Genomic DNA, 25,315 nt, shown 5'->3' with positions numbered 1-25,315 from the left:
CACTACAAACCCGTTTGAAAGTAATTTACCAAGGGTACTTACTATCTGTTAGTAATCATGCTTACTATTTTACGGCCAGTATCGCTGGTTCTTGATCAACAACCGGCCTTCTTGGGAAAGAGAGAGCGAAGATGACAGAGAACCAATGGCCCGAGGACCCCACGTACAGGGTTCCCCCGGCCACACCAGGGACTACCGGAGAGCGGAGCGCCAGCACGTTCCCCTCCGCTGCCCAGACTGCGGGGACTCCGCAGACAGGCACGCCACAGACAGGCACGCCACAGACAGGCGGAGCCTATGAGACTTCCTCCCGGAAGGACGCTGTAAAGCAAGAAGCCGGGGACGTTGCCCGCACAGCAGCGGATTCTGCCCAGAGCGTGGCCCAGACAGCAAAGAGTGAAGCGGCAAACGTCGCGAGCGAGGTCAAGACGAATGCCAAGGACCTGCTGTACCAGGCTCGGAACGACCTCACCCAGCAGGCAGGGACGCAGCAGCAGAAAGTTGCTGACGGCCTCCGCTCCGTTTCTGACCAACTGCATTCCATGGCCCAGGCATCCGACCAGCCAGGCGTTGCTTCCGACCTGGTCCGCCAGGCCGCAGACCGCTCCTCCTCCGTGGCGTCCTGGCTTGAAGGGCGGGACCCTGGATCACTCCTGGACGAAGTAAGGAGCTTCGCCCGGCAGCGTCCCGGCACCTTCCTGCTTCTTGCTGCAGGCGCCGGCGTCCTTGCAGGAAGGCTGACCCGCAGCTTGAACGCCGGGGCACCGGAGTCCACCACAGGTTCTGCCGGATACACCGGCCAGTATTCCGGCAACCAGTATGCAGCCGGCCAGTACGAGGCAGACCAGGCTGCAGGCTACGTCCCCGCGGGCGGGGGTGCGGTTCCGCCGCCACCGGTCCAGCTCCCTGGCCCGTCCACCACCACGGCAGGGTACGACGGCGGCGCGCCGGGAAGCAGCTATCCTGCTGCTTCCACGACGGCAAGTCCGCTGGACAGCCCGCAGTTGGTAGAGGAGCCGTGGTCCGGTAACAGGACAGCACAGGATCCCCTGGGCGACAGGGACCTGGCGGATGATCCGATGGCCAACGACCCACTCACCCGGGACCGGTCCGCGGACGGCCAGACTGGCAGGCCGTGATGAGCAGCGAGATGCCGGAGACTCCTCCGAGCGCAGCGCATGCGAAGGCTGACAATACATCCTTGGGCGACCTGCTCGGGGAGGTGACCCGTGACCTTTCCACCCTGATGCGCCAGGAACTTGAGCTCGCCAAAGTAGAACTCAAGCAGACAGCTACCAAGGCGGGCAAGGGCAGCGGAATGCTCGCCGGAGCGGGCGTGGCCGGTCATTTTGTCCTGCTGTTCCTTTCCATCGCCCTCTGGTACGCCTTGGGCGAGCTGATGGGCCTGGGCTGGTCCGCCGTCGTCGTGGCTGTTATCTGGGGCATCATCGCCGCAATATTGGCGGCAATGGGCCGCAAGGAACTCAAGACGGTCAAGGGCATGCCCCAGACCACCGAAACACTCCAGGAAATTCCCCCAACCCTAAAACCCGGTGAGGTAAAACGATGAGTGACAACCCGGACGCGATCCGTTCAGATATTGAAGCAACCCGTGCCCGCCTTGGCACCAATGTGGATGCCGTGGCTGACAAGGTCACTCCCTCCAACATCGTCCACCGCCAGACAGACAAGGTGAAGGACGCCGTCTTCGGAGTGAAGGAGAAAGTCATGGGAGCAGCAGACAGCGCCACTTCCAGGGTGCAGGGTGGGGTCCAGAGCCGCACCGACAGCGCCGGCAACATGCTTAGTGATGCAGGATCGGCGATCGGTGAGGCCCCCCAACAGGTACGGGCTAAGGCGCAAGGAAACCCCTTGGCCGCAGGCCTGATCGCCTTCGGCGCTGGGATGCTGCTGTCCTCTCTGATCCCGGCCAGCGAAAAGGAACGCGAAGCGGCGGACGCCCTCAAGTCGGCCGCGGAACCCGTGACAAGTGAGCTGACGGAAGCCGCCAAGGAAATGGCTGAAGGCATGAAGGAGCCGGCCCGGGAAGCCATGGAAAGCGTCAAGGCAACGGCTACTGAGGGCGCTGAGCATGTCAAGAGTGAAGGCCAGGTTGCGGCCTCCGATGTGAAAGACCGTGCCACTGACGCCAAGGACCACGTTCAGAACCCCTGACAGGCCCGCAGCATCAGTAGCAGCCGCGACAGAAATCAGCAGTGCCACAGATAGGCCGGCTCCCGCCTCCCCCGGCGGAGCCGGCCTGTCCGTTTTACCACAATCGAGAGGACAGCCCATGGCCACTCAGGACAGTTCCGAGACGAGCACCGCCAAGGCAGGCAGCGCTCCGGCCCCCGACGACTCCCGTAAGCCGGACAGCCCCACGGATGTCACCAAGCCCTCATGGAAGTACATCGCCAAGAAGACCTTCAGGGAGTTCAACCAGGACCACTGTCCGGACTTGGCGGCCGCACTCACGTACTTCGCCGTTCTGTCGCTGTTTCCTGCGATGCTGGCGCTCGTTTCGCTCGTCGGCATCTTCGGTGATCCGGCAACGACGACGGCGGCCCTCCTGGAAATCGTGCGCGGCATCGCACCCGAGGATACTGTCGAAACAGTCAGCGGGCCGGTGGAGGAGCTTGCGGCTGCGCCGGCGGCAGGGTTCACGCTCTTCATCGGCCTTGCCACCGCCCTGTGGTCAGCGTCCGGATACGTGGGGGCGTTCGGCCGCGCCATGAACCGTGTTTATGAAGTCGATGAAGGCCGCCCGTTCCTGAAGCTCCGCGGAACCATGCTGGCAGTCACCCTGCTCGCCGTGGTCATTGTGGCCCTGCTTGCCGGGATGCTCGTGCTCAGCGGCCCGGTTTCGGAAGCCATTGGCGGCGCCATTGGACTGGGCGGGACCATCCTCACGGTCTGGAACATTGCTAAGTGGCCGGTCATCGTGGCGCTGGTTATTGTGATCATCGCCGTCCTCTACTACGTCACGCCGAACGTCAAGCAGCCCAAGTTCCGGTGGATGAGCATTGGCTCGTTCGTTGCGTTATTAGTTTTCCTTCTGGCCTCCCTGGGCTTCGCCTTTTACGTGGCCAATTTTGGCAATTACAACAAGACCTACGGTGCGCTGGGCGGCGTGATCGTGATGCTGCTCTGGCTGTGGATCCTCAACATGTCCCTTTTGTTTGGGGCGGAACTCGATGCTGAGACGGAACGCGGACGGCAACTCCAGGCAGGGATTGAAGCCGAGGAAACCATCCAACTGCCCCCACGGGACACCAAGAAGAGCGACAAGCTGCAGGCCCAGGAGGAGGAAGACATCCGTCGCGGCCGGGAGCTGCGCGAAAGCCGCGGCGGGGAGGTGTCGCAGGGCAAGGGGGACGAAACCGGCGGCGATCTTCACAAGGGAAGCCACCGGGACTAGGCAGGACCTCGAACTTGGAGGAAAATTAACAAGAGAAGCAGGTCCTGTCCAGGTTTCCCGGGTTTGAGCTTTGGCCCGGGTGTCAGGCGGGGTCGGCGGTGAGATGGCCTCTTCTGAGACCGAGGCCAGTCCCCCCAGTCGCCGTCGGCCCCCTCGATCTGCAGACCGCCCCCCTCCCATGATTTGGTGTGTGCTGCTTCCGGCACAGCCGGCAGCGGAATGCTCCGGAATGCACGCACACCCCCTCGGCGGCCCTGTTTGCAACCGTCAAAGCTGGCTAGCATTGAAGCATGACCAGCCGGCATTCCGCTGGCCGGCATCAAGCCACAGGGAGAAATGCCATGGGTTTGGACGACAAGATGGAGAACACCGGCGAGAAGCTCGGCGGCAAGGCCAAAGAGGCTACCGGTAAGGCTAGCGACGACGAGGGCCTCGAGGCCGAGGGCAAAATGGACCAGACAAAAGCCGATCTGAAGCAGGCCGGCGAGAAGGTTAAGGACGCCTTCAAGAAGGACTAACGAAATCCCGCCCTGGCATGGATCCGGATCGGCTTACTTAACGGACCAATGCCAGGGCGAACCCGTCCCATCCCTTGGAACCCACGGTCTGGATGACTGTGCCGTCCAAGCGCGGGTCTTTCCCCAGCAGCTCCAGTGCGCCAATGATCCCCGGCGCGTTGACGCGGTCTATGGAAGGGTCCAGCACCGCACCCTCCCAAATGGCGTTGTCCAGCACCACAACCGTTCCGGGCCGGCCCAGGCGGACAGCCCACTCCAGGTAGGCAGCGTCGTTCTCCTTGTCCGCGTCAATGAAGACAAAATCAAACGGCTCCTGGCCTTCAGCGTGCAGGGCAGCAAGTGTTTCCAGGGCAGGGCCGATCCGGATCTCCACTTTTCCGCACAGGCCCGCGGCATCAACATTTGCGCGCGCGACATCGGCGTGTTTGATGAGATATTCGCACGTGACCAGCCGGCCGTCGTCGGGAAGCGCCTGAGCCATCCAAATCGTGCTGAACCCGGCCAGTGTCCCAATCTCGAGGACACGACGCGCACCGGAAAGCTGTACCAGGAGCTTGAGCAGTTTGCCGGCGTTTGGGGCTACTTCGATGGGCGGCATCCCGGCATCGACGGCGGACTCCACCGCACGCTGGAGCGCTCCGTCCGGATGCACTACGGATTGGGTGATGAACTCTTCCACTTTTACCCACCCGGGCTGGGTCTTGTGCTCAAACATGGCCACAGTCTGGCACGGAGCATTCTCCGGGTCTAGGCCGTATTCCGCAAGCTGTTTACCAGACGGTGCTCCAGCGGTTGGCCTGCTTGTATCTTGTGCGACATATTGCGCGTAGGCTCGAAACAGAAGCGGATTTAGGCAGGTGCCCACTATCCCGCGGAAGCGTTACCCCAGCTCCTGAACATCCTGTTCGGAGCACCATGGCTGGCGGCCACACCTCCCCGGCCAATCCCGGACCGTTCGCCAGGCACGGGACCTAGTAAGAATCGAGGCTCATAATGGCCTCCATACCCCTCCCTCCGGTGACCCATGACCATCTTCAGGACCTGTTGCTCGAAAGCAAGGACTTTGACGCTTTCCTGATGGAACTCACGCTCTATTCGGCCTCCCGACTGGGCACCCCGCAACCCATATCGTGCGCCATTTCCGTGCAGCGCGACGGCGGACTGTTTACCGTAGCCAGCAGCAGCGATCAGGCCCTTTCCATGGATGAAAAGCAATACGAGCTCAACGACGGTCCTTGCCTGACTGCCTTGCGTGGGGGGGAGCCAGTGATGGTGGAAGACCTTGCTGCCAACGCCCGCTGGAGCGATTACTACTCAGCCGTTAGGGATTTTGGTGTGCTGTCCGTCCTCGCCGTGCCAATCGACGCCGGACAGGACGCTTCTGCAGCCTTGAACTGCTATGCCTACCGAACCTCCGCCTTTAGTCCCGAAACTGTTGCCTCCATTGAGGAGCACGCACAATCCATCTCCCGCATCCTCCGCATAGCACTTCGGGTGCATCCGGGCAGGGACCCTGAGGCGTACCCGAATAAGCTGCGGGAAGCACTGCGCTCGCGGGCGACGATCGATGCTGCACTCGCCCTCGTGATGGTCCACACCCGCTCCAGCCGTGACGCTGCTATTTCGCTTCTCCACGACGCTGCCCAGGCAAGGAACGTGCGGCTTCGACTGGTGGCCACAGACATAGTCAACGGCGCCGGGATCCCGGAAAGACGCGCCTAAGCACGGGCACCGAAGTTATGCTGGAACCAGCGGCAGCCCTGGATCTTCCTGCCGAATCACCGGCAGGAATGGCAATGGAGGCCAACAAGTGACTCGAAGAGAGCCAGTGACAGGCGAGTTGCAGGCGGTCTTCGCCCGCGTCTCGGGCCTGCTCTTGACGGAGCAGGTGGCTGGCTCGGCCATCGCCAAAATAGCCCGGGCAGCCTTGGAAGGCATTCCAGGGAGCGTCGGCGCCGGGGCCACCCTCATCAATGCGCAGGGTCAACCCATCAGCAGGGCGTCCACGAATGCGCTGGTGGAAGAGGCCGACCAACTGCAGTATGACCTGAGCGAAGGACCATGCCTCTCAGCGTGGGCCGGTGCGGTGACAGTCCGTATGGACGACAGCCGCATCGAAACCCGATGGCCCCAATGGAGCCGGGCCAGCGCGCAGGTTGGCCTGCTCTCGTGCCTCAGTGTCCCGCTCCTGCTGCCCGCAGAACAGAACCTTCCCCGGATGGAGGCCATTGGCGCGCTGAAGGTCTACTCGGACCAGGCCCAGGCATTCGATGCCCGCAGTGAACATCTCCTGGAACTGCTGTCCGCACCGGCAGCCGTGATGCTTGCCAACGTGCAGGCGCATGAGAGCGCCGGTCATCTCAGTGACATCCTCAAGGACTCCCTGCACAGCCGGAGTGTGATCGACATGGCGAAGGGGGTGCTGATGGAACGCCAGAACCTCGACGAGCGCGCAGCCCTGCGGGTGCTCACCACGCGGTCCCGCGAGGAAGGAGTCCCCCTCAGCCACGTCGCCCTCAATGTTCTTGACCGGCATCCCGAACCCGACCACGAACGGCCATGACTGTTGACGAGACCGCGGAGGAGCAGCGGGACCGGACATCTGCTGCTTTCCAGGCGGCCGGGCTAAGCGTGGAAGTGCTGTGGATGCACTATTTCAGCATCGGCGGTGACGCTGGTGAACTGGAGATCGATGCGTACCTGAACCGGTCCTACATGCTGCGCGGCGTTCAGCGGGACCTCCTGGACCATGCCATCCACGAGCTTGACGGCAACGACTCCCATGCCGATGGCTAGAAGGCCAAGGCGGAGGGCTAGGAGCCGGAGATTGCCTGTTCGAGGCGGTCCACTTTTGCCGTGAGCTCCCCCGAGTACCCAGGCCGGATGTCAGCCTTGATGACCAGCGAAACGCGGCTTCCGAACTCTCCAACGGCCTCAGTGGCCCTTTTTACCACCTCAAATACTTCATCCCATTCACCCTCAATGGTGGTAAACATCGAATCGGTCTTGTTGGGCAGGCCCGATTCCCGCACGATTTTCACGGCGGCGGCGACGGCGTCATGAACGGACGCATCGGACGGGCTGGAACCACCCGCGGGGGTACCGGACGGGGCGACAGAAAATGCAAGCAACATGGAGCCAGTCTGGCACGCCCGCAGGCGCTGACCGTCCAGGCCCCTGATATGCAACACGTCATATAACCGCCTACCCTCCAGTAACCGTGAAGGCCCCGGCCTGCGTTGCTACCCTGATCGGATGAACCTCGCAGTCGCCCGCAAGCCGCTCCGTGCAGATGCAGCGCGGAATGTGGACAAAATTATTACTGCAGCACGTCAATGCTTCCGTGAATATGGCCCGGACGTGCCGTTGCAGACCATTGCGACGACGGCGGGTGTAGGCCCTGCCACCCTTTTCCGTAATTTTGCGGACAAGGAAGAGCTGGTCCTCGCCGCTCTTAACCGCCAGCTTAGGCTGACTGTGGATCCGGTGATGGACGATGCTTTGGCCGACATTGATGCCGCCACGGGTCTGCTGCGTGTCATGGAAGCGATCATGGACGCCGCCAGTGCTGACGCCAACCTGCTGGGCGCTGTTGCCGGGCGGCGTGAGCTGCTCGTTGGCATCACAGGATCGCTGATCGATTCGATTGGCGTCCTGCTGGCCCGCGGACAAGGCCAGGGAACCCTGCGGCCTGACATCTCCATGACCGACATGTTCCGGCTGCTTGCAATGCTTATCGGCGTCGTGGACACCATGGAGCCCGGATCCGACGCCTGGCGCCGGCCGGTGGCGCTGGTCGAGGATGCTATTCGGACGGAACGCCCCTCACGGCCTCTTCCGCCCCACGTTCCCCTGCCTGCCGCCCAGCTCCCCACTCAGTTTCCTGGTTCACAGCAGCTTCCCGGTTCACAACAGCTTCCTGGTTCACAGCAATTTCCTGGTTCTACGCAGTTTCCTGGTTCACAGCTCCCCGGTTCACGCCTCAGCTAGGGCACATCGGCCGGAATATCACCCGGCAGGCAAATGGCGGCACGGCCATTGTGGGCGCCCTTTCGTTGGAATAGACTCAAGTAGGGTTACGCAGCCAGCCTCGGAGATTCCCAGATGGAGCCACCCCATGAACCACATCCTGCGAAGTAAGCCCAGTCGCGTTACTCTGAACAGCTCCCAGCTTTCGAAGTTCATCAATGATCCCCGCGGTCCGGAGGAAGTCCTTCCCACCCTCCCCGCGGAAGAGCTCGCAAGCCTGCTGGACGCCCTCTACCAGAACCTTGATACGCCTGAACCAGAGTTCGGGGCGCAGGTCTGGTATGAGCTGGGTGTTGAAGAAGCTGCCCGAAGGGCTGTTTCACCGGATACCGCGGCCGCGCACGGCGTAGCCTAGCCACAGCCCCCCACCCAGCTACCACCCGCACCGCCATGCCGCAGAGCGCACGCCCATCGGCCTGCGCCGGCCTCACGCTTAGTTGACGTGCGCCAGCCTGACGCTTAATCGACGTGCACTGGCGGGGCCGCGGCAACTTCTAACCGCGGTGGCACCTCCAGTAACCGCGATGGCACCTCTAGATGACGCCTCTAACTGCGCGACGCCCCACCTGACTGCAAGCTCACTACGGTCCCTATTTGGTTTTGCGGTCCCTATTGAGGGTTGCCTGCCCTGTCATCCTTGCCAGCTCCGTCATCCTTGGCGGCATCGGCCTGGTGGTCTGACTCATGGTGAGCGTGCTCCTTGGCTTCCATCAGATGCTGCTGCAGCTTCTCTTCGGCCTCACGACGGCGGCGGGCGGTTTCACGGAGTTCCTTCGTGGATTGGGAGCCGCCTGGATCCACGTAGGCTGGACGGGACTTTGCGGTTTCAAAGCCAGGTACTCGAGCCTCGGCTCGGCGCCCGGTACTTTCCCGGTCATCGTCTGGACGTTGTTGTTCGTTCATCGCGATTCCTCCTTTTGGCCCACAAACCCGGTTGGCGGCCTCTCTCCAGTGGATCACAGATCCTTGGCAGAAGCAGGTCAGCTTCCCGGGCGGGCGTCAGATTCCCCCGGTGCAGGAGCCTGAGTTGGCGCAAACGCCAGTCCCATGCTCCGCTGGTTGGCCCTGTTGATTCCGGCGTGTTGGGCAGCAAGATGGACACCGGCCGAAACCGCCATCCCCTGGGCCAATCCCGCAGCAAGCGCGGCCGAAAAGGTTCCGCGAACCCTTCCCGAGTCGGCTCCGGCGGGGGATGTCAGGACGGAAACTGAACTTGCGTCCCAGCTGCGCAGCAGCAGACCGGCGGCTTCGGACGCAGATTCATGGCCCCGGACGTCGATTCCGCTGGCCTGTGAGGCGGACGACTCGCTTAGCGTCACCGCGCTGACCCCAGGTACTGGAGCGGGGCCGTCCCGGTGCTGGTCCCACACAATGGGGACGCTGGGGGCCAAAACACCCAGCCGCCAGCGCAGGCGGTCATTGCACGTCACGCCGCGTCCGCCGTCGGCCACCACTATCGCGTCTGCAAAGTCCAGGCAGCGCAGCATCTCTTCAGTGAGGTCCCGGGCTGCCGCCACACTCACGCCAGGCAGGGCGGCGGCAAGCTGTGACGGCGAACTGTCACTTGGAAGGACAGTCAACAGCTGTACGCTGTTGCCTGTCCGTGCAAGCAGGGATGCCGCGCGTGCGGCACCGCCGGCTGCGGTGCCAAAACGCCCTGAATCAACGAGGAGATCGCCCACTACGGCGATCTTCATGCCTTTCCATCAATCATTGGGCGCCGCTTCCCGGCTGCGGATCTCGTTGCGCACGGCACGGTGAAGGGCCGCAGTCTGGGCTCCCTGACCGATTTCCATGGCGATCAGGAGCCGCTGGGAAAGGAACTCGAGGTCCTCCGCGGGGACGTCAGCCAGTGAATTAAATTTGGTGAAGAACCGCTTGACGGGGAGGCCAGCGCGGAGCCGCGCTGTGGCTATGGTGCGGGTCAGACTCGATCTATGACCGGCCGCATGCAGTTGATTTTTCATGGTCACCCTTAAGATGAAGTTCCATGGCCAGCTGCATAGCCACCTTCATACTACAGTGCCGGTGATCGGAGCCACCAGAGGACATCAATTCCATCCGAGCAGCCGGAGGACGGCTGCCGTGCCGGCGCCGGCAACAACCACCAGCAGGAACGGTGCCCGAAAAGCCAGGGCGACGGCGGCCGCGGCCAGCGCTCCCAGCCTCGCGTCAAAAGCGACGGTCTGGCCGGTAGCCACAGCATTCACGATGGTCAGGGAGGCCAGGAGCCCGATGGTCAGGGTGCCGGCCACACGGGACATACGCGGATCCTGGAGGAACTTAGCGGGAACAAAATAGCCCACCAGCTTCCAGCCGTAGGCCAGGACACAAGCCAGCAACAGCCAAATCCAGAGATTCACTGGCCCTCCTGGCGGGACGTGTGGTGGCCGTGATGGTGTTCAGCGTAGGGATCAACATCGGGCTCCAACCCTTCGTCGCTGCGGCCATGCCCAAACCAGCCCATCACGGCGGCCACCACAGCAGCGACGAGGATGGGCACCCCTGCAGGCACGAACGGCACTGCCATCACGGTAGCCAGGGCGCACACGACGGCGATCGCCACCGGTTCCCGTCCCTTGAGCCTGGGCCACAGCAGCGCCAGGAAGGCGGCCACCGCGGCGCCGTCCAGGCCCCACTGCTTCGGATCACCTAGTCCGCTTCCCGCGAGTGCCCCCACAGCAGTAAAGAGGTTCCACAGAACGTAGATGCCCACGCCGGCAGTCCAGAAGCCGCGCCGCTGCTCCGCAGGATCCGTCTGTCCGGTACTGGTGGCGGTGGACTCGTCGATGGTCAGCTGTGCGGCCACGTATTTGCGCCAGCCGGTGGGGTGCAGGAGAGCATTGAGCTGGATGCCGTAGACCCCGTTGCGCATGCCCAGCAGAGTGGCCGCGGTCATGGCAGCAAGGCCCGAGCCGCCGCCTGAGACAACGCCAATGAATGCGAACTGCGAACCGCCGCTGAAGAGCAGCAGGCTGAGCGCCATGGTCTGCCAGAAATCGAGCCCCGACGTGACAGAGAGGGCCCCGAACGACACACCGTAAAGCCCCGTTGCGATGCTGATGGAGATCCCCACGCGCACGGCGGGCGATGCCAGGACTTTCACAGCAGCTCTCTGTGGCAGAGGCGGCGGGGAGGCATGGTTCTACTCAATCACATCAACTGGGACGCGTTGTACGCCCGTACGCATGCTGGCTGGGCCTGGGCCGGCCCGGGCTGTCAGGCTAGACGGGCAGCTGAAGCTGCGCCAGCACTCGGGCAGGCACGTTGGTGGTGATTTCGTGGATGCCCAAGCCCTGGCACAGCGCCACGTCCCGTTCCGAGTCAACGGTCCAAACCCGGAAGCGGCGGCCGGAATCCAGCCAGCGCTGGACGTTCCGGGCGTGCTGGCGGACGTAGTCTATGCCAGGACCTGCCAGCCGCACCTCGCAGTCGTCCAGGATCCGTTCGCCTTCGAGTTGCGCCGCCTTCATGACGTTGGCGATGGCACTGCCCGTGAGCAGGCCAAGGCCCAGTTCCTCCCGAATTTCGTGAACGTCGATGTCATCCACCAGCTGGCAGATGAATTCAGCAGGCACCTGCCGGAGCAGGTGCCTCACCGAATCCGGGCTGAAGCTCATGAATGTCACCGTGACGTTGTCCAGGGACGATGTTGCCGCGTCCCAACCCTCACTGCGCAGAACGTCCAGCACCCGGTCCTCGAGTTTGAGCTGGAAGGGGCTGGGATGTTTCAGCTCGATGGCCAGCGCAATCGGCCGGCCTGCCCCGCGCAGGAGATCCAGGAGTTCAGAGAGAGTAAGGAACTGCTCGGAGCGCGCCCCGAACTTCTCGGGAATCCTGGCACCTTTCCAAGAGGAAAAATCGAGCAGGCGCAATTCGCGGAGCGAGCGCTCGGCCACGGGACCGGTGCCGTCTGAAGTGCGGTCCAGATTGGCGTCATGGATAAGTACTGCGTGCTGGTCCCGGGTGAGGTGGACATCGCACTCCACGCCGTCAACGCCTTCGGCAAGGGCCTGCAGGTAGGCCGCCCGCGTGTGTTCGGCGAACAGGGCGCTGGACCCCCTGTGGGCGAAGACCAAGGGCCTCAAGTGCATAGGCTCGTCCGTTGTCATGAGGACACGCTAGCGGACCGGGGCATCGGCTGCGGGACTAGGCTGGGCACATGCAGGTGAACTCTGAACCAATTACCCAGCAGGCCCCTCACGGACCGTCCGGGCCCCTGCAAAGGGGAGCCGCCGCCGTCGGACATCAATTCAGCGCAGGGGACGCCGAAAAGGCGGCAGCGCTGCGGAAGATGAAACTCGTGGCGCTGGGCCTCCTCATTGCCATGGCCATCGTTTTTGTTTTCGCTTTCGCTTTGCAACGGGAATACCCGTGGCTTCAGTATGTCCGGGCAGCGGCGGAGGGCGGCATGGTGGGTGCGCTGGCCGACTGGTTCGCCGTGACCGCGCTTTTCAAATACCCGATGGGCATCAAGATCCCGCATACCGCCATTATTCCCCGTCGCAAGGATCAGATCGGCGCGTCACTGGGCGAGTTTGTGGAAACCAACTTCCTCTCGGAGCAGGTGGTCCAGGACAAACTCGCGAGCATCAACATCGCACGGAAGGCCGGCGAATGGCTCGCTGCCCCTGGCGGCGCCGAGCGCGTGGCCAAGGAAGGTGCCGCCGTCATTCGCGGTGCGTTTAAGGTCCTGAACGACGACGACGTCCAGGCAGTCATTGAAGGCATGGTCCGCAAGCACCTGCTGGCTCCGCCGTGGGGACCGCCGGTGGGCAGGATGGCGGAACGGATTTTCGCCGAAGGGCACCATCACCAACTGGTGGACCTGCTGGTGGACAGGGCGGCGGACTGGGTCAACGACAACCATGAGACTGTCAGCAGGCTCGTTTCGGACCGCTCGCCAACGTGGGTCCCGCCGTTCGTGGACGGCCTGGTGGGCGACAAGGTCTACGTGGAAATCCTCAAATTCACCCGCGCTGTGCAGGCGGATCCCAATCACCAGGTCCGCAAGTCCATCGACAAGTACCTCAACGACTTGGCGCAGGACCTGCAGTACGATCCGGCGATGATTGCCCGTGCTGAGGACATCAAGGCGCAGGTCCTGGGAGACCCGGAGGTACGCGAGCTGGCTTCCCGGACGTGGGGCACTGTGAAGAGTGCGCTGCTCAGCGCCGTGGACGATCCGGACAGCGACCTCACCGTTCGGTTCAAGGCGGCCGTCCGTGACTTCGGCTCTCGCCTGGTGAAGGACGACGAACTTGCTGGCAAGGTCAACGCTTGGATTGGGGACGCCGCGGGTTACCTGGTCCGCACCTACCGCTCCGACATTGCCGGCGTCATCACCGACACCGTGGCGCGCTGGGACGCTGAGGAGACCTCACAGAAGATCGAGCTGCAGGTGGGCAAGGACCTGCAGTTCATCCGCATCAACGGCACAGTGGTGGGTTCGCTGGCAGGGCTGGCAATCTTCACGGTGGCGCACCTGGTGTTCGGCTGACGGACCCTGCGCTTGCAGCACGAAGCTCCTGGGCCTTGGCGTTTCCTCTGCGGTGGCGGCACTGGCGCGCGAACGAACACTTCAGCCCCTCCCCTCTGAGCGCGAACGAACACTTAAGCCCCTCCCCTGGGCGAACGGACACTTAGGCCCTTGGCGCCTGAGCGCGAATGAACACTTAAGCCCCTTCCCCTCAGCGCGAATGAACACTTAAGCCCCCTCGCCGCCGGCCGAATCAAAGAGAGTCGTGCGGTGCTGGACGGGATGCCGTTTGCTGCTGGCTCGCGGGTGCGGAACGTCTTCGGGAGCAGGCGAGGCTCGGGACCATTAAATGATGCTCCTATTGCTGTCAATGGGCACGGCGCCCCGCGTCATGCAGATCACCGGGCTAAGGCTCCAAGGTCAAGGGTCTGCGATCGCTGGTGCGACGGCCTGCGGCCGCCCTTGACCTCAGAGCCTTAGTGGCCCGGTCATTACGGCAGGGACGGCGGGACGCCGTTGGTCCTGCCGCTAGGCAAACTGCCCGGTCAGTCCTGCAACCTCCCGGGTGCCTCTTCGCGGTTTTTGGGATTGAGAGTTGAGCCAGGTTTCGTAGTGTTGGTAGAAGTCGTCGTGGCGGGTGAGTCCGCGTTCGAGCCCGGACAGTGCTGTGGGCCAGACATGGAGGCTGTCCGCGGCGGCCTGGAGGGTGATGTTCTTCGTTTGGCGTAGGGTGCGGAGGGCTCCGGCGTCTGGTGCTGGTTGTAGATGGATCAGCTGATCGTAGACTTCGCGGGCGATGTAGCGTTTGACGCAGCGGCCCAGCCTTCCGTTGCATGCGGTGAGCCTGTCAAGTTATTTGTGTAAGTCGGGTGCAGTCTCATCGGTTTAGGTAAGGTCCGAGTCTGTCGGGATAGTTCAGGAGGAGGACGCCAAGGGCTTCGCTCCATCCAGGTGTGAAGGTTCCCTCGATGAGTTTGTTCACCGTCTTGGCACGGTTTTCCCGGGCTCTGCCTTCAAGCTTGGTCCGGGCACTGGTGCGTTTGTCCTCGATGTTGCAGATCGCCAGCCAGAGTAGCTTCACGGCCGCCTGGTCGTTGGGGAAATGCCCGCGGTTCTTGATGATCTTGCGCAGCTGGTAATTCAGCGACTCGATCGCGTTCGTGGTGTAAATAATCCGTCTGACCGGCGGTGGGAACGCCAGGAAGGGGATGAATCTCTCCCAACCGTTGCGCCAGGTTCGTACAGTTGCGGGATACTTCCGTCCCAGATCGGAGGCCTCGAATGCATCGAGTGCCTCCTGCGCGGCGTCGGCCGTCGGGGCGGTGTAAACCGGCCTCAGAGCGGACGCGACCTTCTTCCGGTCCTGGTAGCCGATGAAGCGCATCGAGGCACGGATCAGGTGCACGACACAGGTCTGGACGGTCGCGGCCGGCCAGGTCGCGGCGATCGCCTCAGGGAAGCCGGTGAGCCCGTCGCAACAGACGATCAGAACGTCCTTCACGCCGCGGTTGGCGAGCTCGGCGCAGACCCCTGCCCAGAACTTCGCACCCTCGGTAGCTTCGACCCAGATCCCCAGAACGTGCTTGATCCCGTCCATGTCCACGCCCACGGCAATGTGCGCGGCACGGTTCTGCACTTGGTGCCCGTCACGGACCTTGATGATGATCGCATCCAGATACAGGATCGGATACAGCGGCTCCAGTGGGCGTTTCTGCCACTCCATCACCTCGTCCAGGACCTCATCGGTGATCTTGGAAATCGTCTCGTGGGACAGCTCCGTGCCCAGCGTGGATTCCAGATGGTGGGCGATGTCCCGGACCGTCATCCCGCCGGCGTAAAGGCTGATAATCATGTCATCCAGGCCACCTGTCCGGCGCGCACCCTTCGGGACCAGATGCGGGGTGAATGACCCAGCACGGTCACGAGGCACGGCCAGATCCACGTCCCCCGCGGAGGTCCCGAGCGTCTTCGGATAAGACCCATTGCGGGCGTTAGGCAGGAAACGCCCGATCGGATCGCCCTTGTCATAGCCCAGATGCCCCGACAGCTCGGCCTGGAGCCCGCGTTCCAGCGAGGCCTTGATCAGCTGCTGGATGAAACCGTCCTTGCCGTCGAGTTCCAGCTGTCCGGAATCGATCTGGTTCATCAGCTCATCGAACGCGCCCGAAGCCTTCAACGCCTCCATGCTGCCGGCCGCCGCAGCCCTGCGGGCCAACTCCTCCGGGGACACCTCACGGGGTCTAGTCATAGCCACAATGATTCTCCAATCACCCAGCGACTACAGCCCTCCTACACAAACAATCTGACACCCCCCATGCGGTGGGAAACAAAAGGGCACGCCGGCCGGGTGGGCAGACAAGACAGTAATGGGATTCTTCGAGCAGGCTCCTATGAGGTCATGTCCACCTGGCCGCCGCGTTACTGCAGCCTGTGCCGCGGCGGACAAATCATTTGCAGGACAAACCCTTCGCAGGGCGTCAGTCAGGGCCAGAGCCACACCGCAACACAAGCCAATTCCATCATTACTGTCAGTGGCTGCTGACAAGCTAAGGGTATGGACAACGGGGAAGTCTTGGAAGCAGTCGAAGCACCTGATGCTGCCCTCGTCAAAATCGAAGCGGCCTCCTCCGCTGCCGCCACAGGTTCTGATCCTGGTCCTGATTCAGTAGCCGAAATTGATACTGATCCGTTGCGGGATTTGGCGGAGGACTGCCTGGCCGTCATGGCGGAGGCTGCCCGTGACGAAGCCCGCGCAGCAGCGCGGAAGGCCCGGGCTGCTGCCACCTACGCGGACACCTGCCGGCGCCTGCTTCCCCCGTCGGCGTCGCTGCACGACCAATCGACGGCGGAGATGGGCATGGTCGCGGAGGTCGCCTGTGTCCTGACCATCAGCGAAGGCGCCGCCTCGGCGTTCCTGGTCCAGTCCCGCCAGCTGAGCACCGAACTGCCGCGCACCCTGTCCGCCCTGCAGGCCGGGGCCGTGTCATGGCCGCTCGCCCGGATCTTCTGCGATGAAACCACCGGCCTGGGCCCAGACGGCGCGTCCGCCCTGGAAACACACTTCCTGGACCCCGACACCGCCAATGCTGCCCGCGCCTGCCTCGCCGGGGACCTCACGCCCTCCCGGTTCCGCGCCAGGGCCCGGACCTGGCGCGAACGCCACCACCCCGTCTCGATCGAAACCCGCCACGCCAAGTGCGTCCTGGACCGCCGCCTCGAGTACACCCCGGACCGCGACGGGATGGCCTGGCTCTCCGCCTACCTGCCCGCAGACCAGGCCGCCGGCATCTGGGAACACACCACCAGCACAGCCCGGGCACTCCAAGGCCCCACCGAGCCCCGCACCCTCACCCAACTCCGCGCCGACACCTTCGCCACCGCACTCCTCGGCGGAGGAACCACCACCAGCGGCAACATCAGCAGTTCAGCACTCATGGGTGGCGGGAGCGCCAATGGAGGGATAAGCGGCGGCGGCAGCACGAACGGCCAAATCACCAGCTGGCGTACCGGCAGCGGAGGGACCAACGGCGCGGGAAGCGACAACGGCTGGATAAGCGGCGGGGAAAGCGGCAGCGGCGCTCTCCTCGGTGACGGAAGCGACAACGGCGTAAATAGCCTTGCCGATTGGGACGGAGAGCGCGCTGCCGGGCAGGTCCGGCCGCCGCGGGCCCAGGTGCTGGTCACAGTGCCCGTGTTCTCGCTGCTGGGCCTGACCGATGAACCCGCCACCCTGGACGGCCACGGCCCCATCCCGGCCTCCATGGCCAGGAACCTGGTCGCCAACGGAGCCGACTCCTTCCACCGCGTCCTGACCGACCCCCGCGACGGCGCACCACTGGAAATCGGCCGAACCAGCTACCGCCTCACCACAGCCATGCGCCGCTGGCTCAGACTCCGCGACGCCAAATGCCCCTTCCCCGGCTGCAACAACCACTCCCTCGACAACGAAGCAGACCACCTCCTCGCCTGGGCAAACGGCGGCACTACCGGCATCAACAACCTCGGCCAACCCTGCCGCAAACACCACCACCTCAAACACAACACCACCTGGCAACCAACCCAGGCCAGCAAAAACGAACCACCAGGCTGGACCTCACCCACCGGCCGACACTACAAAAGCGAACACCAAGACTGGGAACCACCCCAGTGGCCACAGGGTATGGATTCCTCCTGAATCGTGGGCCAGTGACTGCTGGCCAGCAGGCTCTGGAGTCTGCCTGCTCAAAGTGGAGCCCGCTGATGCTCCAAGCCTCAGCCCCCTGTATCCGTGAATCGCTGAAGCTGTGAAGCCCCAAGCCCCACTAATCCGTGGCTCCTGAACCCCTGAACCCTAGGCGAAGGACTCCAACTGGACCCCTGCTGCCTCAAGGCCTGCCCGGACGCCCGCGGCCATCTCCACAGCGCCCGGAGTGTCCCCGTGGATGCACAGGGAATCGGGCCTCACCTGAACTATGGTCCCGTCCACGGCCTCCACTTCGCCCTTTGTGGCAAGGCGAACGGCACGCTCAACGATCGAGTCGACGTCGTGCAGGACGGCGCCTTCCTGTGAGCGCGGCACCAGAGTGCCATCCGCACGGTAAGCACGGTCCACAAAGGCCTCGATAAACACAGGGTGGCCGGCTTCCTTAGCGTGAATGAGAAGCTCCGATCCCGGTAGACCAAGGATGGGCAGGCCGGGATCGTAAGCCTGAATGGCTGCTACCACTGCGGAGGCCTGGTCCGCGTCGTGGACCAGGCGGTTGTACAGCGCGCCATGAGGTTTCACATAGTCAACCGATGCCCCCACCGCATGAGCCACACCGTCCAGCGCGCCGAGCTGGTAGAGCACATCGCCGAAAAGTTCGTCGAAGGACATGTCCAGGGAGCGCCGGCCAAAGCCGGCCAGGTCGCGGTAGCCCACGTGGGCGCCCACCGTCACGTCGAGTTCGAAGGCCGCTCGGCAGCTGTCCAGCATGGTGACGGGATCGCCCGCGTGAAAACCGCAGGCCACATTGGCGCTGGTGACCAGGCGAAACATTGCGGCGTCGTCCCCCATGGTCCAGGAGCCGAATGATTCGCCGAGGTCAGCGTTAAGATCCAAAGTTGTTGCCTTCCAGCGTGAGGTTGTCCGGTGCCGTGGCGGTTGCTTTAAGCTCTCCCGGGATGGTGTCGGGCATGGGACCGAAGGCCTCTTTGGCGTTGGCCACCACTGCCCGGCCCATCATGAGGTTACCCGCCCCGCCCACCACAGCGCCGATGCCAAACGGAAGGGCGCGGCCGAAGAGGGCCGTGCCCTGGCGCCTCAGGAGGTTTTTCAGGAAGGCTTTCTGGATTCTGTTCCGGATGGAGCCGAAGCTGGGGGACGGCATGGATTTGGAAAGAACGTTGCCCCACGCCTTTGTGGCACCCACTCCCCTGCCCGTGGCCTGACCGCTCAACGTGCCCAGCAGCGCTGTTCCTTCCTCGCCCAGCATGATGGCCATCACCATGGTGCTGGCTTTCTCCGGGTTGGTCAGACGGATGCCATGAAGCTCTGCGAGCGACGTGGCGTAGAGGGCAGTCGCCTCAAGGAAGCCCACGGTGGCTGCGGCAGACAACCCCAAGGAGGCGATGGTCCCAACACCGGGCACCACAGCCGTGGCCCCCACGATCGCCCCTCCTCCTGTGACGGCACGGAGGTAGTCGCGTTCCAGGATATTGGCCAGCTGCGCTGCCGAGGCGCGCGGATGCTTCCGCTGCAGCCTATTGATGTACGCGAGGACCAGCGGCCGCTGGATCTCTACGGCCCGGAGCAGCATGTTGTGCAGGCCGGGTTTCGGGTTGCCTTCGGCGTCGAACACCGCATTGTGGGCGGCTTGCTGGGTGATTCGTAGTGCTGGGTTGCTTCGCTGGGCCATGGTCACCTCTGCTTTTGTCCTGCTTCTGTTCCGCTGGCGGTCTTGGCCGCGGCCTGCATTAACAGTAAGGGTGCTTAACACTTGGGCGCCAACACCAGGATCCCAATTCGAGCATCTGGCCACCGCGCAACACCAGCCGGCATCGAATCGGCCCTCGTGAAGGCCCGACGACGGCGGCTGCTGCGGTCCCGTATGACCCCTACCAATCCAGGTCTGTTTCCCCGAGGGAGACAAAGCGCGGGGAACGCCCGTCGGCGGTTTCCAGGAGCAACCTGAGCTGTTGTGCCGCCTCGCGTGGATGCTTCACGGCGTCGGCTTGTCCCAGGTCAGTTGCCAGTTTGCCGGGATGCACGGCCCAACAGCGGACCTTTCCACGCAGGTCATGAGCCAGGGATATGGTCAGCATGTTTTGTGCAGCTTTTGAAATCCTGTAAGCGTAGCTGGTTGAGAGGTGGGTGAAGTCGCCGCGCGCCTGTGCTGAGGCAGAACCCAGTCTCGAGCTGATGTTGATGATGACCGGGTCGGTGCTCCCGAGGAGACTCGGCAGCAGGGCCTGAACCATTCGGAGCGGGCCTGCCACGTTGACATCTACAGAGTTGAGCACAGCGTCCACCTGAACAGATCCCAGCGGCTGATGCGGCGCACCCCGGGCAGCATTGTTGATGAGGACGTCAACGGGCTGATCCTTCACGGCATCAAGGACGGCCCGCACATCGTCGGACCTAACGTCGTACACCACGGAATCGACGCCGACCAGGCCCTGAAGCGCTTCAGCGTGCGAAGCCTGCTTTACGACAGCAAGCACCCTCCACCCGCCGGCCGACAGCTCGTGTACCAGAGCCTCGCCCAAGCCTCGACCGGCACCTGTGACAACTGCCCGTTTTTGCCTATGTCCTGGATTGCCCAATTCCGCCCCCTACTGGCTCCTCCGGCGGGCCTAACGCTACAGCAGGCGCCGGAGTTCATGAGAGGTGAGAAGCCCTGGCAGAGTAGTTGTTCCTGGCTGTGCTGCGCCGGAAACAATGGATTCTTGAGGCATGGGCGGGCTGGATGAGGTTTGGCCTGTTGTCAGCGGCTGGGACTGGAAGATAGCGCCGTCGGGTCAGGTGGTGACGTCTCTTTCACCCACCTGCCAGCTGGCCACCGCAGCAAAGGCTATGGCGATGGCAAGCATCAGCAACGCGCCTTCCGGCTTGAAGGCCTCCACCGGCATGGCTGAGGAATGCCGGAAGGGGCTCAGGTCCTGAAGCCACACGGGCAGGCTGAGCAGCTCCCCAAACTGCCCCAGGACCAGCGCGGCGGCCAAGGCACTCCAGCCGACGGCACTGCTCCAGCGGGGTGCGAGCGCGAATACCAGCACGGTCACTGCCGGGAAAACAAGTGCTGCCGGGATGTGTGCCAGGGCGGCGGCAAACACGGTGCCGGGGCTGCTTCCCCCTGCCTGACCCAGGGCGAGCACGACGGCGGCAGCGGCTCCGGCGGCAACGGCAACAGCCGTCGTCGTAATTGCCGCAACGGCGAGGGTGCTGCCCAGCCAGCGGAACCGCGACGCCGGCACGGACAGCAGCAGTTCGGCCCGCCCTTCCGCCTCTTCCGCCCTGAGCCGCAGCACCGCCTCAATGCCCGCGGCAGCGGCGAGGATCCCGGCGATGCCCAGCATGGCAGTGGTGAACAGGTCCACCAGGCCCGCGTCGCCTGGAACGATGCGGCTCATCAGTTCCGCCACGGACGGGTTTCCTTCCAGTGCGTCGCGGACCACCGGACCCAGACCACCGGCCACGGCCCCCAGGGCAGCAGTGGTGAAGCACCAGCTGGCCAGGCTTCCACGCTGCAGCCGCCATGCGAGGCCCAGCATCGATGCCAGGCCGGCGCCCGCCCGTTCCGCGCCCGACTCATCCGCAGCGATGTAGCTAGCGCCCAGGTCCCTGCCGTTGCGGAGCACCACGGCAATCCCTGCCAGCACCACGGCAACGGCGCCGATAACCAGCAACGGCAGCGTATCCGTCTCGGTGAAGGGCCGGATGCGCTGGCCCCAGCCGATGGGTGAGAACAGTGAGGGCCAGGCGGCGGTGACGTGCAGCAAGGAGGGGTCGGCTGTGCCGAGGGCGTCGCCGGCACCGCGGATCAGGTAGGCGCCACCCACCAGCGCCGCGGCTGTCCCGTTGGCGCTCCTGGCGGAGGGCATGACCTGGGCTACCAGCGCGGCGGCCGCCATGAAGAACAGACCCACGGAGCCAACAGCTGTCCCCGCCAGGAATGATCCTTGGACCGGGAGGCCGGCACCGATGAATCCGGCGGCAACGGCCAGGGCAAGGACCACGTTGGCGCAGGTGCCGAGCAGCAGGGTTGCGTACAGGGACGTCACCCGGGTGACCCGGGTGGAACCGACCAGCTCAAACCGGCCCTGATCCTCATCCGCGCGGGTGTGCCGGACCACAAGGAACGCGCTCATCAGCCCGGCCAGCACTGCCGTGAACGAATAGCCCTGGAAGAAGGTGACCGCTCCGGAGCTGATGCCGTCGGGCAGCCCCCGGAGGAACAGGAACGCCGGGCTGGCTGCAGCCACGGAAATCAGGGCGGCACGGTCGGTATCCTCGCCAAACTGTGTGGTGACGGCGGTGGCTGCCGCGTAGCCCAGTCCGGCGACGCCCAGGATCCAGGCTCCGAGGGTCCCGCGATCCCTGCGTGCCTGGAGCAGGGCCAGCCGGAGAACGGTGCGCATCACAGCACCTGGCTCTTCTGGCTCTTGTGGCCTGCCTGACTCTTGTGGCTGGCAAGACTCTTGTGGCTGGCCAGCCCTGCATCCTGCGCGGCATCCTGCACACCGTAGTGGCGCATGAACAGCTCCTCCAGCGAAGGCGGCGCCGCGGTGATGCCCGTAATGCCGGCAGTAGCCAACGCCTCCAGGACGTGGCCCAGGTCCGCTGCATCGGCGTCGAACTCTATGGATGTCCCGTCAACGCGCAGGTCGTGGATGCCCCGCCAAGTGGACAGCACCTCTGGTGTCGCCGCCGACGTGACCCGGAAGCGGGTGCGGGTGAGGTGCCGGAGTTCGGCCAGGGTCCCGGATTCCACGGCCACACCAGACCGGATGATGGTCACCCTGTCGCAGAGTTGTTCCACCTCTGCCAGGATGTGGCTGGACAGCAGCACGGTGGCACCGTCCGCGGTGACCCGGCGGACATGGCGGCGGAAGACGGCGTCCATCACCGGGTCCAGGCCCGAGCTGGGTTCGTCCAGCAGGTAGAGCCTGGCGGGGCGGGCAAAGGCCGCAATCAGGGCAGCTTTCTGCCGGTTGCCCTTCGAGTAGGTCCTCGCCTTCTTACGTGGATCGAAATCGAACTCATCAATGAGTTGCCGACGCAGGTTTTCATCCGCACCGCCGCGCAGCCCGGCGAGCAGGTCGATGACCTCACCGCCGGTCAGGTTGGGCCAGAGCGTCACGTCCCCGGGGACGTAGGCAACATCGCGGTGGGCCCGCACCGGCTCAGCCCACGGGTCGATGCCGAAAACCCGTGCCGTTCCCGAGGTTGGCCGTATCAAACCCAGAAGAATGCGAAGCGTGGTGGATTTTCCAGCTCCGTTGGGCCCGAGGAAACCGTGAACTTCCCCGGGCAAAACAGAGAGGTCCAGACCCGCGAGCGCGACGGTCCGCCCAAAGTTCTTCACAAGTTGAGCGGTGTGGATGACGGGAGATGAGTCTGTGTGCATGGCCGGTTCCTTGGGTCGCAGCAATCACACCCAAGGCGGTTGCCACCGGGCATGCCGCTTGCGTCTCCGCATGCGGGCCGACCAGGCTTCCCGGCTCTCCGGTCCACATCTTACAAGCGTCAGGTGAGCTGCGAAAGGGCCGAGCTGACGGACAGGGACCGCAGGCTCTGCGGGAGAGAAATGACCGGATAGCCTGTGTCAGGATGCAACGGGGTTTCAAGCTAATCGCGTACGGGGGCCAAACATGCAAGACATCAGCGGGGCGATCTCGCGCCTCAGCACACCCGCCGGTTCTTCAGTGCCAACCAGGAACAAAATTGCCATCTACGTCTTCAACCCGGGGCTGGACCGGTACCTCACGTTCGTACAGCCTGGCTACCCGGAAGCGGGCAGACAGGTTCCCGCCGGAACCATCGAAGCGGGAGAGACACCACTTCAGGCAGCCTCCAGGGAGCTTGGAGAAGAGACGGGACGGGCCGCCGGACTCCCGCTTTTCCATTTCGCGGACACCATTTACGACATGCGCGAGTACAAGCCGGAGATCCACCATCGCAGCTGGTTTTTCGGCATCGCAGCCGCCGATGAATTTCCCTCGGGACCATGGAACCACGTTGAACGCCGGGGCGGTCGAATAGAACAGGTAGCGGAATTCTCCTGGACGGACACGTCAGCCGAGGAGGAACTGATTGCAGGCCATGGCCATCTTTTGCCGCTCGCCCTGCACCTGGCCCGATCCTGGGATACTGGCCAACTGCCTGGATGAAGGACAGGTAAGCCCTGAAGTGGGCAAACGATAAGCCGGAAGAAGCAGCAGGCTTGCCGCGCGGAAACGCTTTCCGGCCATCAGTCCCACGCATAGACTAAAACCTATGCCAACCCCCAAGGCCCTGCGGCCGTTTGTCCACCGTGAGTACCGGGTCCTGATAGCAGCGTTGGCCATCTCAATTTTTGGTTCCGGAATGTGGGCCGTAGCAATGGTTTACCAGGTGATCCACCTGGGCGGCGGTCCGCTGGAGCTCTCCCTCGTTGCCACCGCGGGCAGCATCGGACTGGTGGCCTTTGTCCTTGCTGGAGGCATTGCCGCGGACAGGGTCCCACAGCGGCTCCTGATCATTGCCGTGGAAGGAGCAAACCTGGCGGTGATCGCCGCTCTCAGCGGGCTGTCAATGGCCGGGTGGCTTCAGCTGTGGCATGTCGCCGTGGGCGCCTTTGTGCTGGGAGTGGGGGCAGCCTTCTTCTTTCCCGCCTACTCTGCCATCCTGCCCCGGATCCTGCCGGCGGAGGACCTGCTGGCGGCGAACGGAATGGAAGGGTCCATGCGCCCCATCCTCCAGCAGGCAGCAGGACCCGCTGTGGCCGGAATCCTGGTAGCGGCTTTGTCGCCGTCCCACGCCGTGACCGGTGTGGCCGTGTGCCACTTGATGGCCTTCATCATCCTGAACTTCCTCGGCACCCACACTCTCGATGCCCCAGCCAACGGTGCCGAGGACCGCAGGACGGGAGCCGGTCACGGAAGCGCGGATGGAACAGATGGCGGAATCCCGGCAACAGGAACCCCGCCAACTGGAACCCCCTCAACAGCGGCGCCCGCCAAGTCGTCGTTTTTCCACGATCTCCGGGAGGGCATCAGCTACACGCTGCGCACTCCCTGGCTCCTGTGGACGCTGCTGTGGGCCTGCATCTCGGTGCTGTTCCTCATTGGTCCCATTGAGGTGCTGATGCCCTTTGTGGTCCGTGATCAGCTGGGCGGCGATTCAAGCATGTTCGGCTTCCTGCTGGCCACCATGGGCGTCGGCGGGGCACTGGGCTCGCTGGTGACTGCTTCCCTCAACCTGCCGCGCCGCTACCTGACGGTGATGATGGTGTCCTGGGGTGTCGGAAGCCTGCCGCTCGCCGCCGTCGGCATCATGGAAAGCTTCTTGGCGGTGGCTGCCGCCATGTTCGTGTTCGGAGCCACCGGAAGCGTGGGCATGGTTATCTGGGGCACACTGCTCCAGCGCCGCGTTCCGCCGCATCTGTTGGGCCGGGTCTCAAGCCTTGATTTCTTTGTTTCCCTGGCCCTGATGCCTGTCTCCATGGCCTTGGCCGGTCCTGCCGCGGAGGTGCTCCCCATCTGGCTGATCTTCCTGGTGGCCGGCTGCGTCTGCCCCATCGTGGCAGTGGTCGCATCGATCGTCGCGAAAATGCCGCAGGACGAACTCGCCCACCCGCTGGACAGAGACCCAGGGATGGAGCGAATGGAACGCACGACGGCGGCAGGAGACTGACGCAGGGCGCGTCAGTC

27 protein-coding genes and 1 pseudogene are annotated in these 25,315 nt (G+C 63.8%); 14 read left to right on the top strand and 14 right to left on the bottom strand.

Annotated elements, in window-relative coordinates; genetic code table 11:
* Positions 1 to 131: 131 nt before the first annotated feature.
* From M1E17_RS02610 to M1E17_RS02590, 5 genes are all read left to right on the top strand, one after another.
* The gene (locus M1E17_RS02610) at positions 132 to 1,139 is read left to right on the top strand and encodes a hypothetical protein (RefSeq protein ID WP_457965250.1); all 1,008 of its coding nucleotides are present in this window, start codon (positions 132 to 134) and stop codon (positions 1,137 to 1,139) included.
* Positions 1,139 to 1,570, top strand: a complete 432-nt coding sequence (locus tag M1E17_RS02605) for a phage holin family protein (protein ID WP_457965248.1) — start codon at positions 1,139 to 1,141, stop codon at positions 1,568 to 1,570. The genes M1E17_RS02610 and M1E17_RS02605 overlap by 1 nt, the downstream gene beginning before the upstream one ends.
* Positions 1,567 to 2,175, top strand: a complete 609-nt coding sequence (locus M1E17_RS02600) for a DUF3618 domain-containing protein (protein ID WP_457965246.1) — start codon at positions 1,567 to 1,569, stop codon at positions 2,173 to 2,175. The genes M1E17_RS02605 and M1E17_RS02600 overlap by 4 nt, the downstream gene beginning before the upstream one ends.
* A 118-nt stretch (positions 2,176 to 2,293) precedes the next feature.
* Positions 2,294 to 3,418 carry a YihY/virulence factor BrkB family protein gene (locus M1E17_RS02595; RefSeq protein ID WP_457965245.1) on the top strand — a complete coding sequence of 375 codons (1,125 nt, stop codon included), beginning with the start codon at positions 2,294 to 2,296 and terminating at the stop codon, positions 3,416 to 3,418.
* A 341-nt stretch (positions 3,419 to 3,759) separates the two neighbouring features.
* Entirely contained in the window at positions 3,760 to 3,936 is a 177-nt protein-coding gene (locus M1E17_RS02590) for a CsbD family protein (protein WP_457965244.1), read from the top strand.
* Between the two features lie 37 nt (positions 3,937 to 3,973).
* Here M1E17_RS02590 and M1E17_RS02585 read toward each other — a convergent pair whose 3' ends face one another.
* Entirely contained in the window at positions 3,974 to 4,651 is a 678-nt protein-coding gene (locus M1E17_RS02585; RefSeq protein WP_457965243.1) for an O-methyltransferase, read from the bottom strand.
* 278 nt (positions 4,652 to 4,929) lie between these two features.
* Between M1E17_RS02585 and M1E17_RS02580 the strand changes: the two genes are divergently transcribed.
* From M1E17_RS02580 to M1E17_RS02570, 3 genes are all read left to right on the top strand, one after another.
* Positions 4,930 to 5,658, top strand: coding sequence for a GAF and ANTAR domain-containing protein (locus M1E17_RS02580; protein ID WP_457965242.1), 729 nt, complete (start codon positions 4,930 to 4,932; stop codon positions 5,656 to 5,658).
* A gap of 106 nt (positions 5,659 to 5,764) precedes the next feature.
* Positions 5,765 to 6,499, top strand: a complete 735-nt coding sequence (locus M1E17_RS02575) for a GAF and ANTAR domain-containing protein (protein WP_457965241.1) — start codon at positions 5,765 to 5,767, stop codon at positions 6,497 to 6,499.
* A complete protein-coding gene (locus M1E17_RS02570; protein ID WP_457965239.1) occupies positions 6,496 to 6,732 on the top strand; it encodes a hypothetical protein in 237 nt (78 codons plus the stop codon). Before M1E17_RS02575 ends, M1E17_RS02570 begins: the two co-directional genes overlap by 4 nt.
* 17 nt (positions 6,733 to 6,749) lie before the next feature.
* Here the strand turns inward: M1E17_RS02570 and M1E17_RS02565 are convergent, their stop codons facing one another.
* Positions 6,750 to 7,070, bottom strand: a complete 321-nt coding sequence (locus M1E17_RS02565) for a thiamine-binding protein (RefSeq protein WP_457965238.1) — start codon at positions 7,068 to 7,070, stop codon at positions 6,750 to 6,752.
* 121 nt (positions 7,071 to 7,191) lie between these two features.
* On the opposite strand from M1E17_RS02565, the pseudogene M1E17_RS02560 reads away from it, so the two are divergent.
* Both M1E17_RS02560 and M1E17_RS02555 read left to right on the top strand, forming a co-directional pair.
* Positions 7,192 to 7,794: pseudogene (locus M1E17_RS02560) on the top strand (TetR/AcrR family transcriptional regulator); the annotation flags it as partial.
* Positions 7,795 to 8,053: 259 nt separating this feature from the next.
* Positions 8,054 to 8,320, top strand: coding sequence for a hypothetical protein (locus M1E17_RS02555; RefSeq protein ID WP_457965236.1), 267 nt, complete (start codon positions 8,054 to 8,056; stop codon positions 8,318 to 8,320).
* A gap of 254 nt (positions 8,321 to 8,574) precedes the next feature.
* Here M1E17_RS02555 and M1E17_RS02550 read toward each other — a convergent pair whose 3' ends face one another.
* The 6 genes from M1E17_RS02550 to M1E17_RS02525 all read right to left on the bottom strand — a co-directional run bounded on the left by M1E17_RS02550 (position 8,575) and on the right by M1E17_RS02525 (position 12,077).
* Positions 8,575 to 8,868 carry a hypothetical protein gene (locus M1E17_RS02550; RefSeq protein WP_457965235.1) on the bottom strand — a complete coding sequence of 98 codons (294 nt, stop codon included), beginning with the start codon at positions 8,866 to 8,868 and terminating at the stop codon, positions 8,575 to 8,577.
* A gap of 77 nt (positions 8,869 to 8,945) precedes the next feature.
* Positions 8,946 to 9,662: a hypothetical protein gene (locus M1E17_RS02545; RefSeq protein ID WP_457965233.1), complete on the bottom strand. Its 717-nt coding sequence runs from the start codon at positions 9,660 to 9,662 to the stop codon at positions 8,946 to 8,948.
* Between the two features lie 9 nt (positions 9,663 to 9,671).
* Positions 9,672 to 9,932 (bottom strand): hypothetical protein, encoded by a 261-nt coding sequence (locus M1E17_RS02540; protein ID WP_457965232.1) that lies wholly within the window; start codon positions 9,930 to 9,932, stop codon positions 9,672 to 9,674.
* Between the two features lie 84 nt (positions 9,933 to 10,016).
* The gene (locus tag M1E17_RS02535) at positions 10,017 to 10,328 is read right to left on the bottom strand and encodes an AzlD domain-containing protein (protein ID WP_457965230.1); all 312 of its coding nucleotides are present in this window, start codon (positions 10,326 to 10,328) and stop codon (positions 10,017 to 10,019) included.
* On the bottom strand, positions 10,325 to 11,071 hold the full coding sequence (locus M1E17_RS02530) for an AzlC family ABC transporter permease (protein WP_457965228.1): 747 nt from the start codon (positions 11,069 to 11,071) through the stop codon (positions 10,325 to 10,327). The genes M1E17_RS02535 and M1E17_RS02530 overlap by 4 nt, the downstream gene beginning before the upstream one ends.
* Before the next feature lie 118 nt (positions 11,072 to 11,189).
* The gene (locus M1E17_RS02525; protein ID WP_457965226.1) at positions 11,190 to 12,077 is read right to left on the bottom strand and encodes a glycerophosphodiester phosphodiesterase; all 888 of its coding nucleotides are present in this window, start codon (positions 12,075 to 12,077) and stop codon (positions 11,190 to 11,192) included.
* 50 nt (positions 12,078 to 12,127) lie between these two features.
* On the opposite strand from M1E17_RS02525, the gene M1E17_RS02520 reads away from it, so the two are divergent.
* Positions 12,128 to 13,465: a DUF445 domain-containing protein gene (locus M1E17_RS02520; protein ID WP_457965224.1), complete on the top strand. Its 1,338-nt coding sequence runs from the start codon at positions 12,128 to 12,130 to the stop codon at positions 13,463 to 13,465.
* 856 nt (positions 13,466 to 14,321) lie between these two features.
* Here the strand turns inward: M1E17_RS02520 and M1E17_RS02515 are convergent.
* Positions 14,322 to 15,629, bottom strand: a complete 1,308-nt coding sequence (locus tag M1E17_RS02515) for an IS256 family transposase (RefSeq protein ID WP_457965858.1) — start codon at positions 15,627 to 15,629, stop codon at positions 14,322 to 14,324.
* 369 nt (positions 15,630 to 15,998) lie between these two features.
* On the opposite strand from M1E17_RS02515, the gene M1E17_RS02510 reads away from it, so the two are divergent.
* Entirely contained in the window at positions 15,999 to 17,618 is a 1,620-nt protein-coding gene (locus M1E17_RS02510; protein WP_457965222.1) for a DUF222 domain-containing protein, read from the top strand.
* Between the two features lie 156 nt (positions 17,619 to 17,774).
* Here the strand turns inward: M1E17_RS02510 and M1E17_RS02505 are convergent, their stop codons facing one another.
* The 5 genes from M1E17_RS02505 to M1E17_RS02485 form a co-directional block, all read right to left on the bottom strand.
* The gene (locus M1E17_RS02505; protein ID WP_457965220.1) at positions 17,775 to 18,524 is read right to left on the bottom strand and encodes a LamB/YcsF family protein; all 750 of its coding nucleotides are present in this window, start codon (positions 18,522 to 18,524) and stop codon (positions 17,775 to 17,777) included.
* Positions 18,514 to 19,320, bottom strand: coding sequence for a hypothetical protein (locus M1E17_RS02500; RefSeq protein WP_457965219.1), 807 nt, complete (start codon positions 19,318 to 19,320; stop codon positions 18,514 to 18,516). Before M1E17_RS02500 ends, M1E17_RS02505 begins: the two co-directional genes overlap by 11 nt.
* A gap of 199 nt (positions 19,321 to 19,519) precedes the next feature.
* A complete protein-coding gene (locus M1E17_RS02495) occupies positions 19,520 to 20,170 on the bottom strand; it encodes an SDR family NAD(P)-dependent oxidoreductase (RefSeq protein WP_457965217.1) in 651 nt (216 codons plus the stop codon).
* Positions 20,171 to 20,422: 252 nt separating this feature from the next.
* A complete protein-coding gene (locus M1E17_RS02490) occupies positions 20,423 to 22,042 on the bottom strand; it encodes an ABC transporter permease (protein ID WP_457965215.1) in 1,620 nt (539 codons plus the stop codon).
* On the bottom strand, positions 22,042 to 23,031 hold the full coding sequence (locus M1E17_RS02485) for an ABC transporter ATP-binding protein (protein WP_457965213.1): 990 nt from the start codon (positions 23,029 to 23,031) through the stop codon (positions 22,042 to 22,044). The genes M1E17_RS02490 and M1E17_RS02485 overlap by 1 nt, the downstream gene beginning before the upstream one ends.
* A gap of 244 nt (positions 23,032 to 23,275) precedes the next feature.
* Here M1E17_RS02485 and M1E17_RS02480 point away from each other — a divergent pair, with 244 nt between their 5' ends.
* Both M1E17_RS02480 and M1E17_RS02475 read left to right on the top strand, forming a co-directional pair.
* A complete protein-coding gene (locus M1E17_RS02480) occupies positions 23,276 to 23,794 on the top strand; it encodes an NUDIX domain-containing protein (RefSeq protein ID WP_457965212.1) in 519 nt (172 codons plus the stop codon).
* 106 nt (positions 23,795 to 23,900) lie between these two features.
* Positions 23,901 to 25,298: an MFS transporter gene (locus M1E17_RS02475; RefSeq protein WP_457965211.1), complete on the top strand. Its 1,398-nt coding sequence runs from the start codon at positions 23,901 to 23,903 to the stop codon at positions 25,296 to 25,298.
* The last annotated feature ends 17 nt before the right edge of the window (positions 25,299 to 25,315 follow it).

The sequence above is a fragment of the Arthrobacter sp. D1-29 genome (assembly GCF_054130585.1).
The sequence above is the reverse complement of the archived record's forward strand: the minus strand, read 5'-3'. Positions and strand labels throughout refer to the sequence as shown.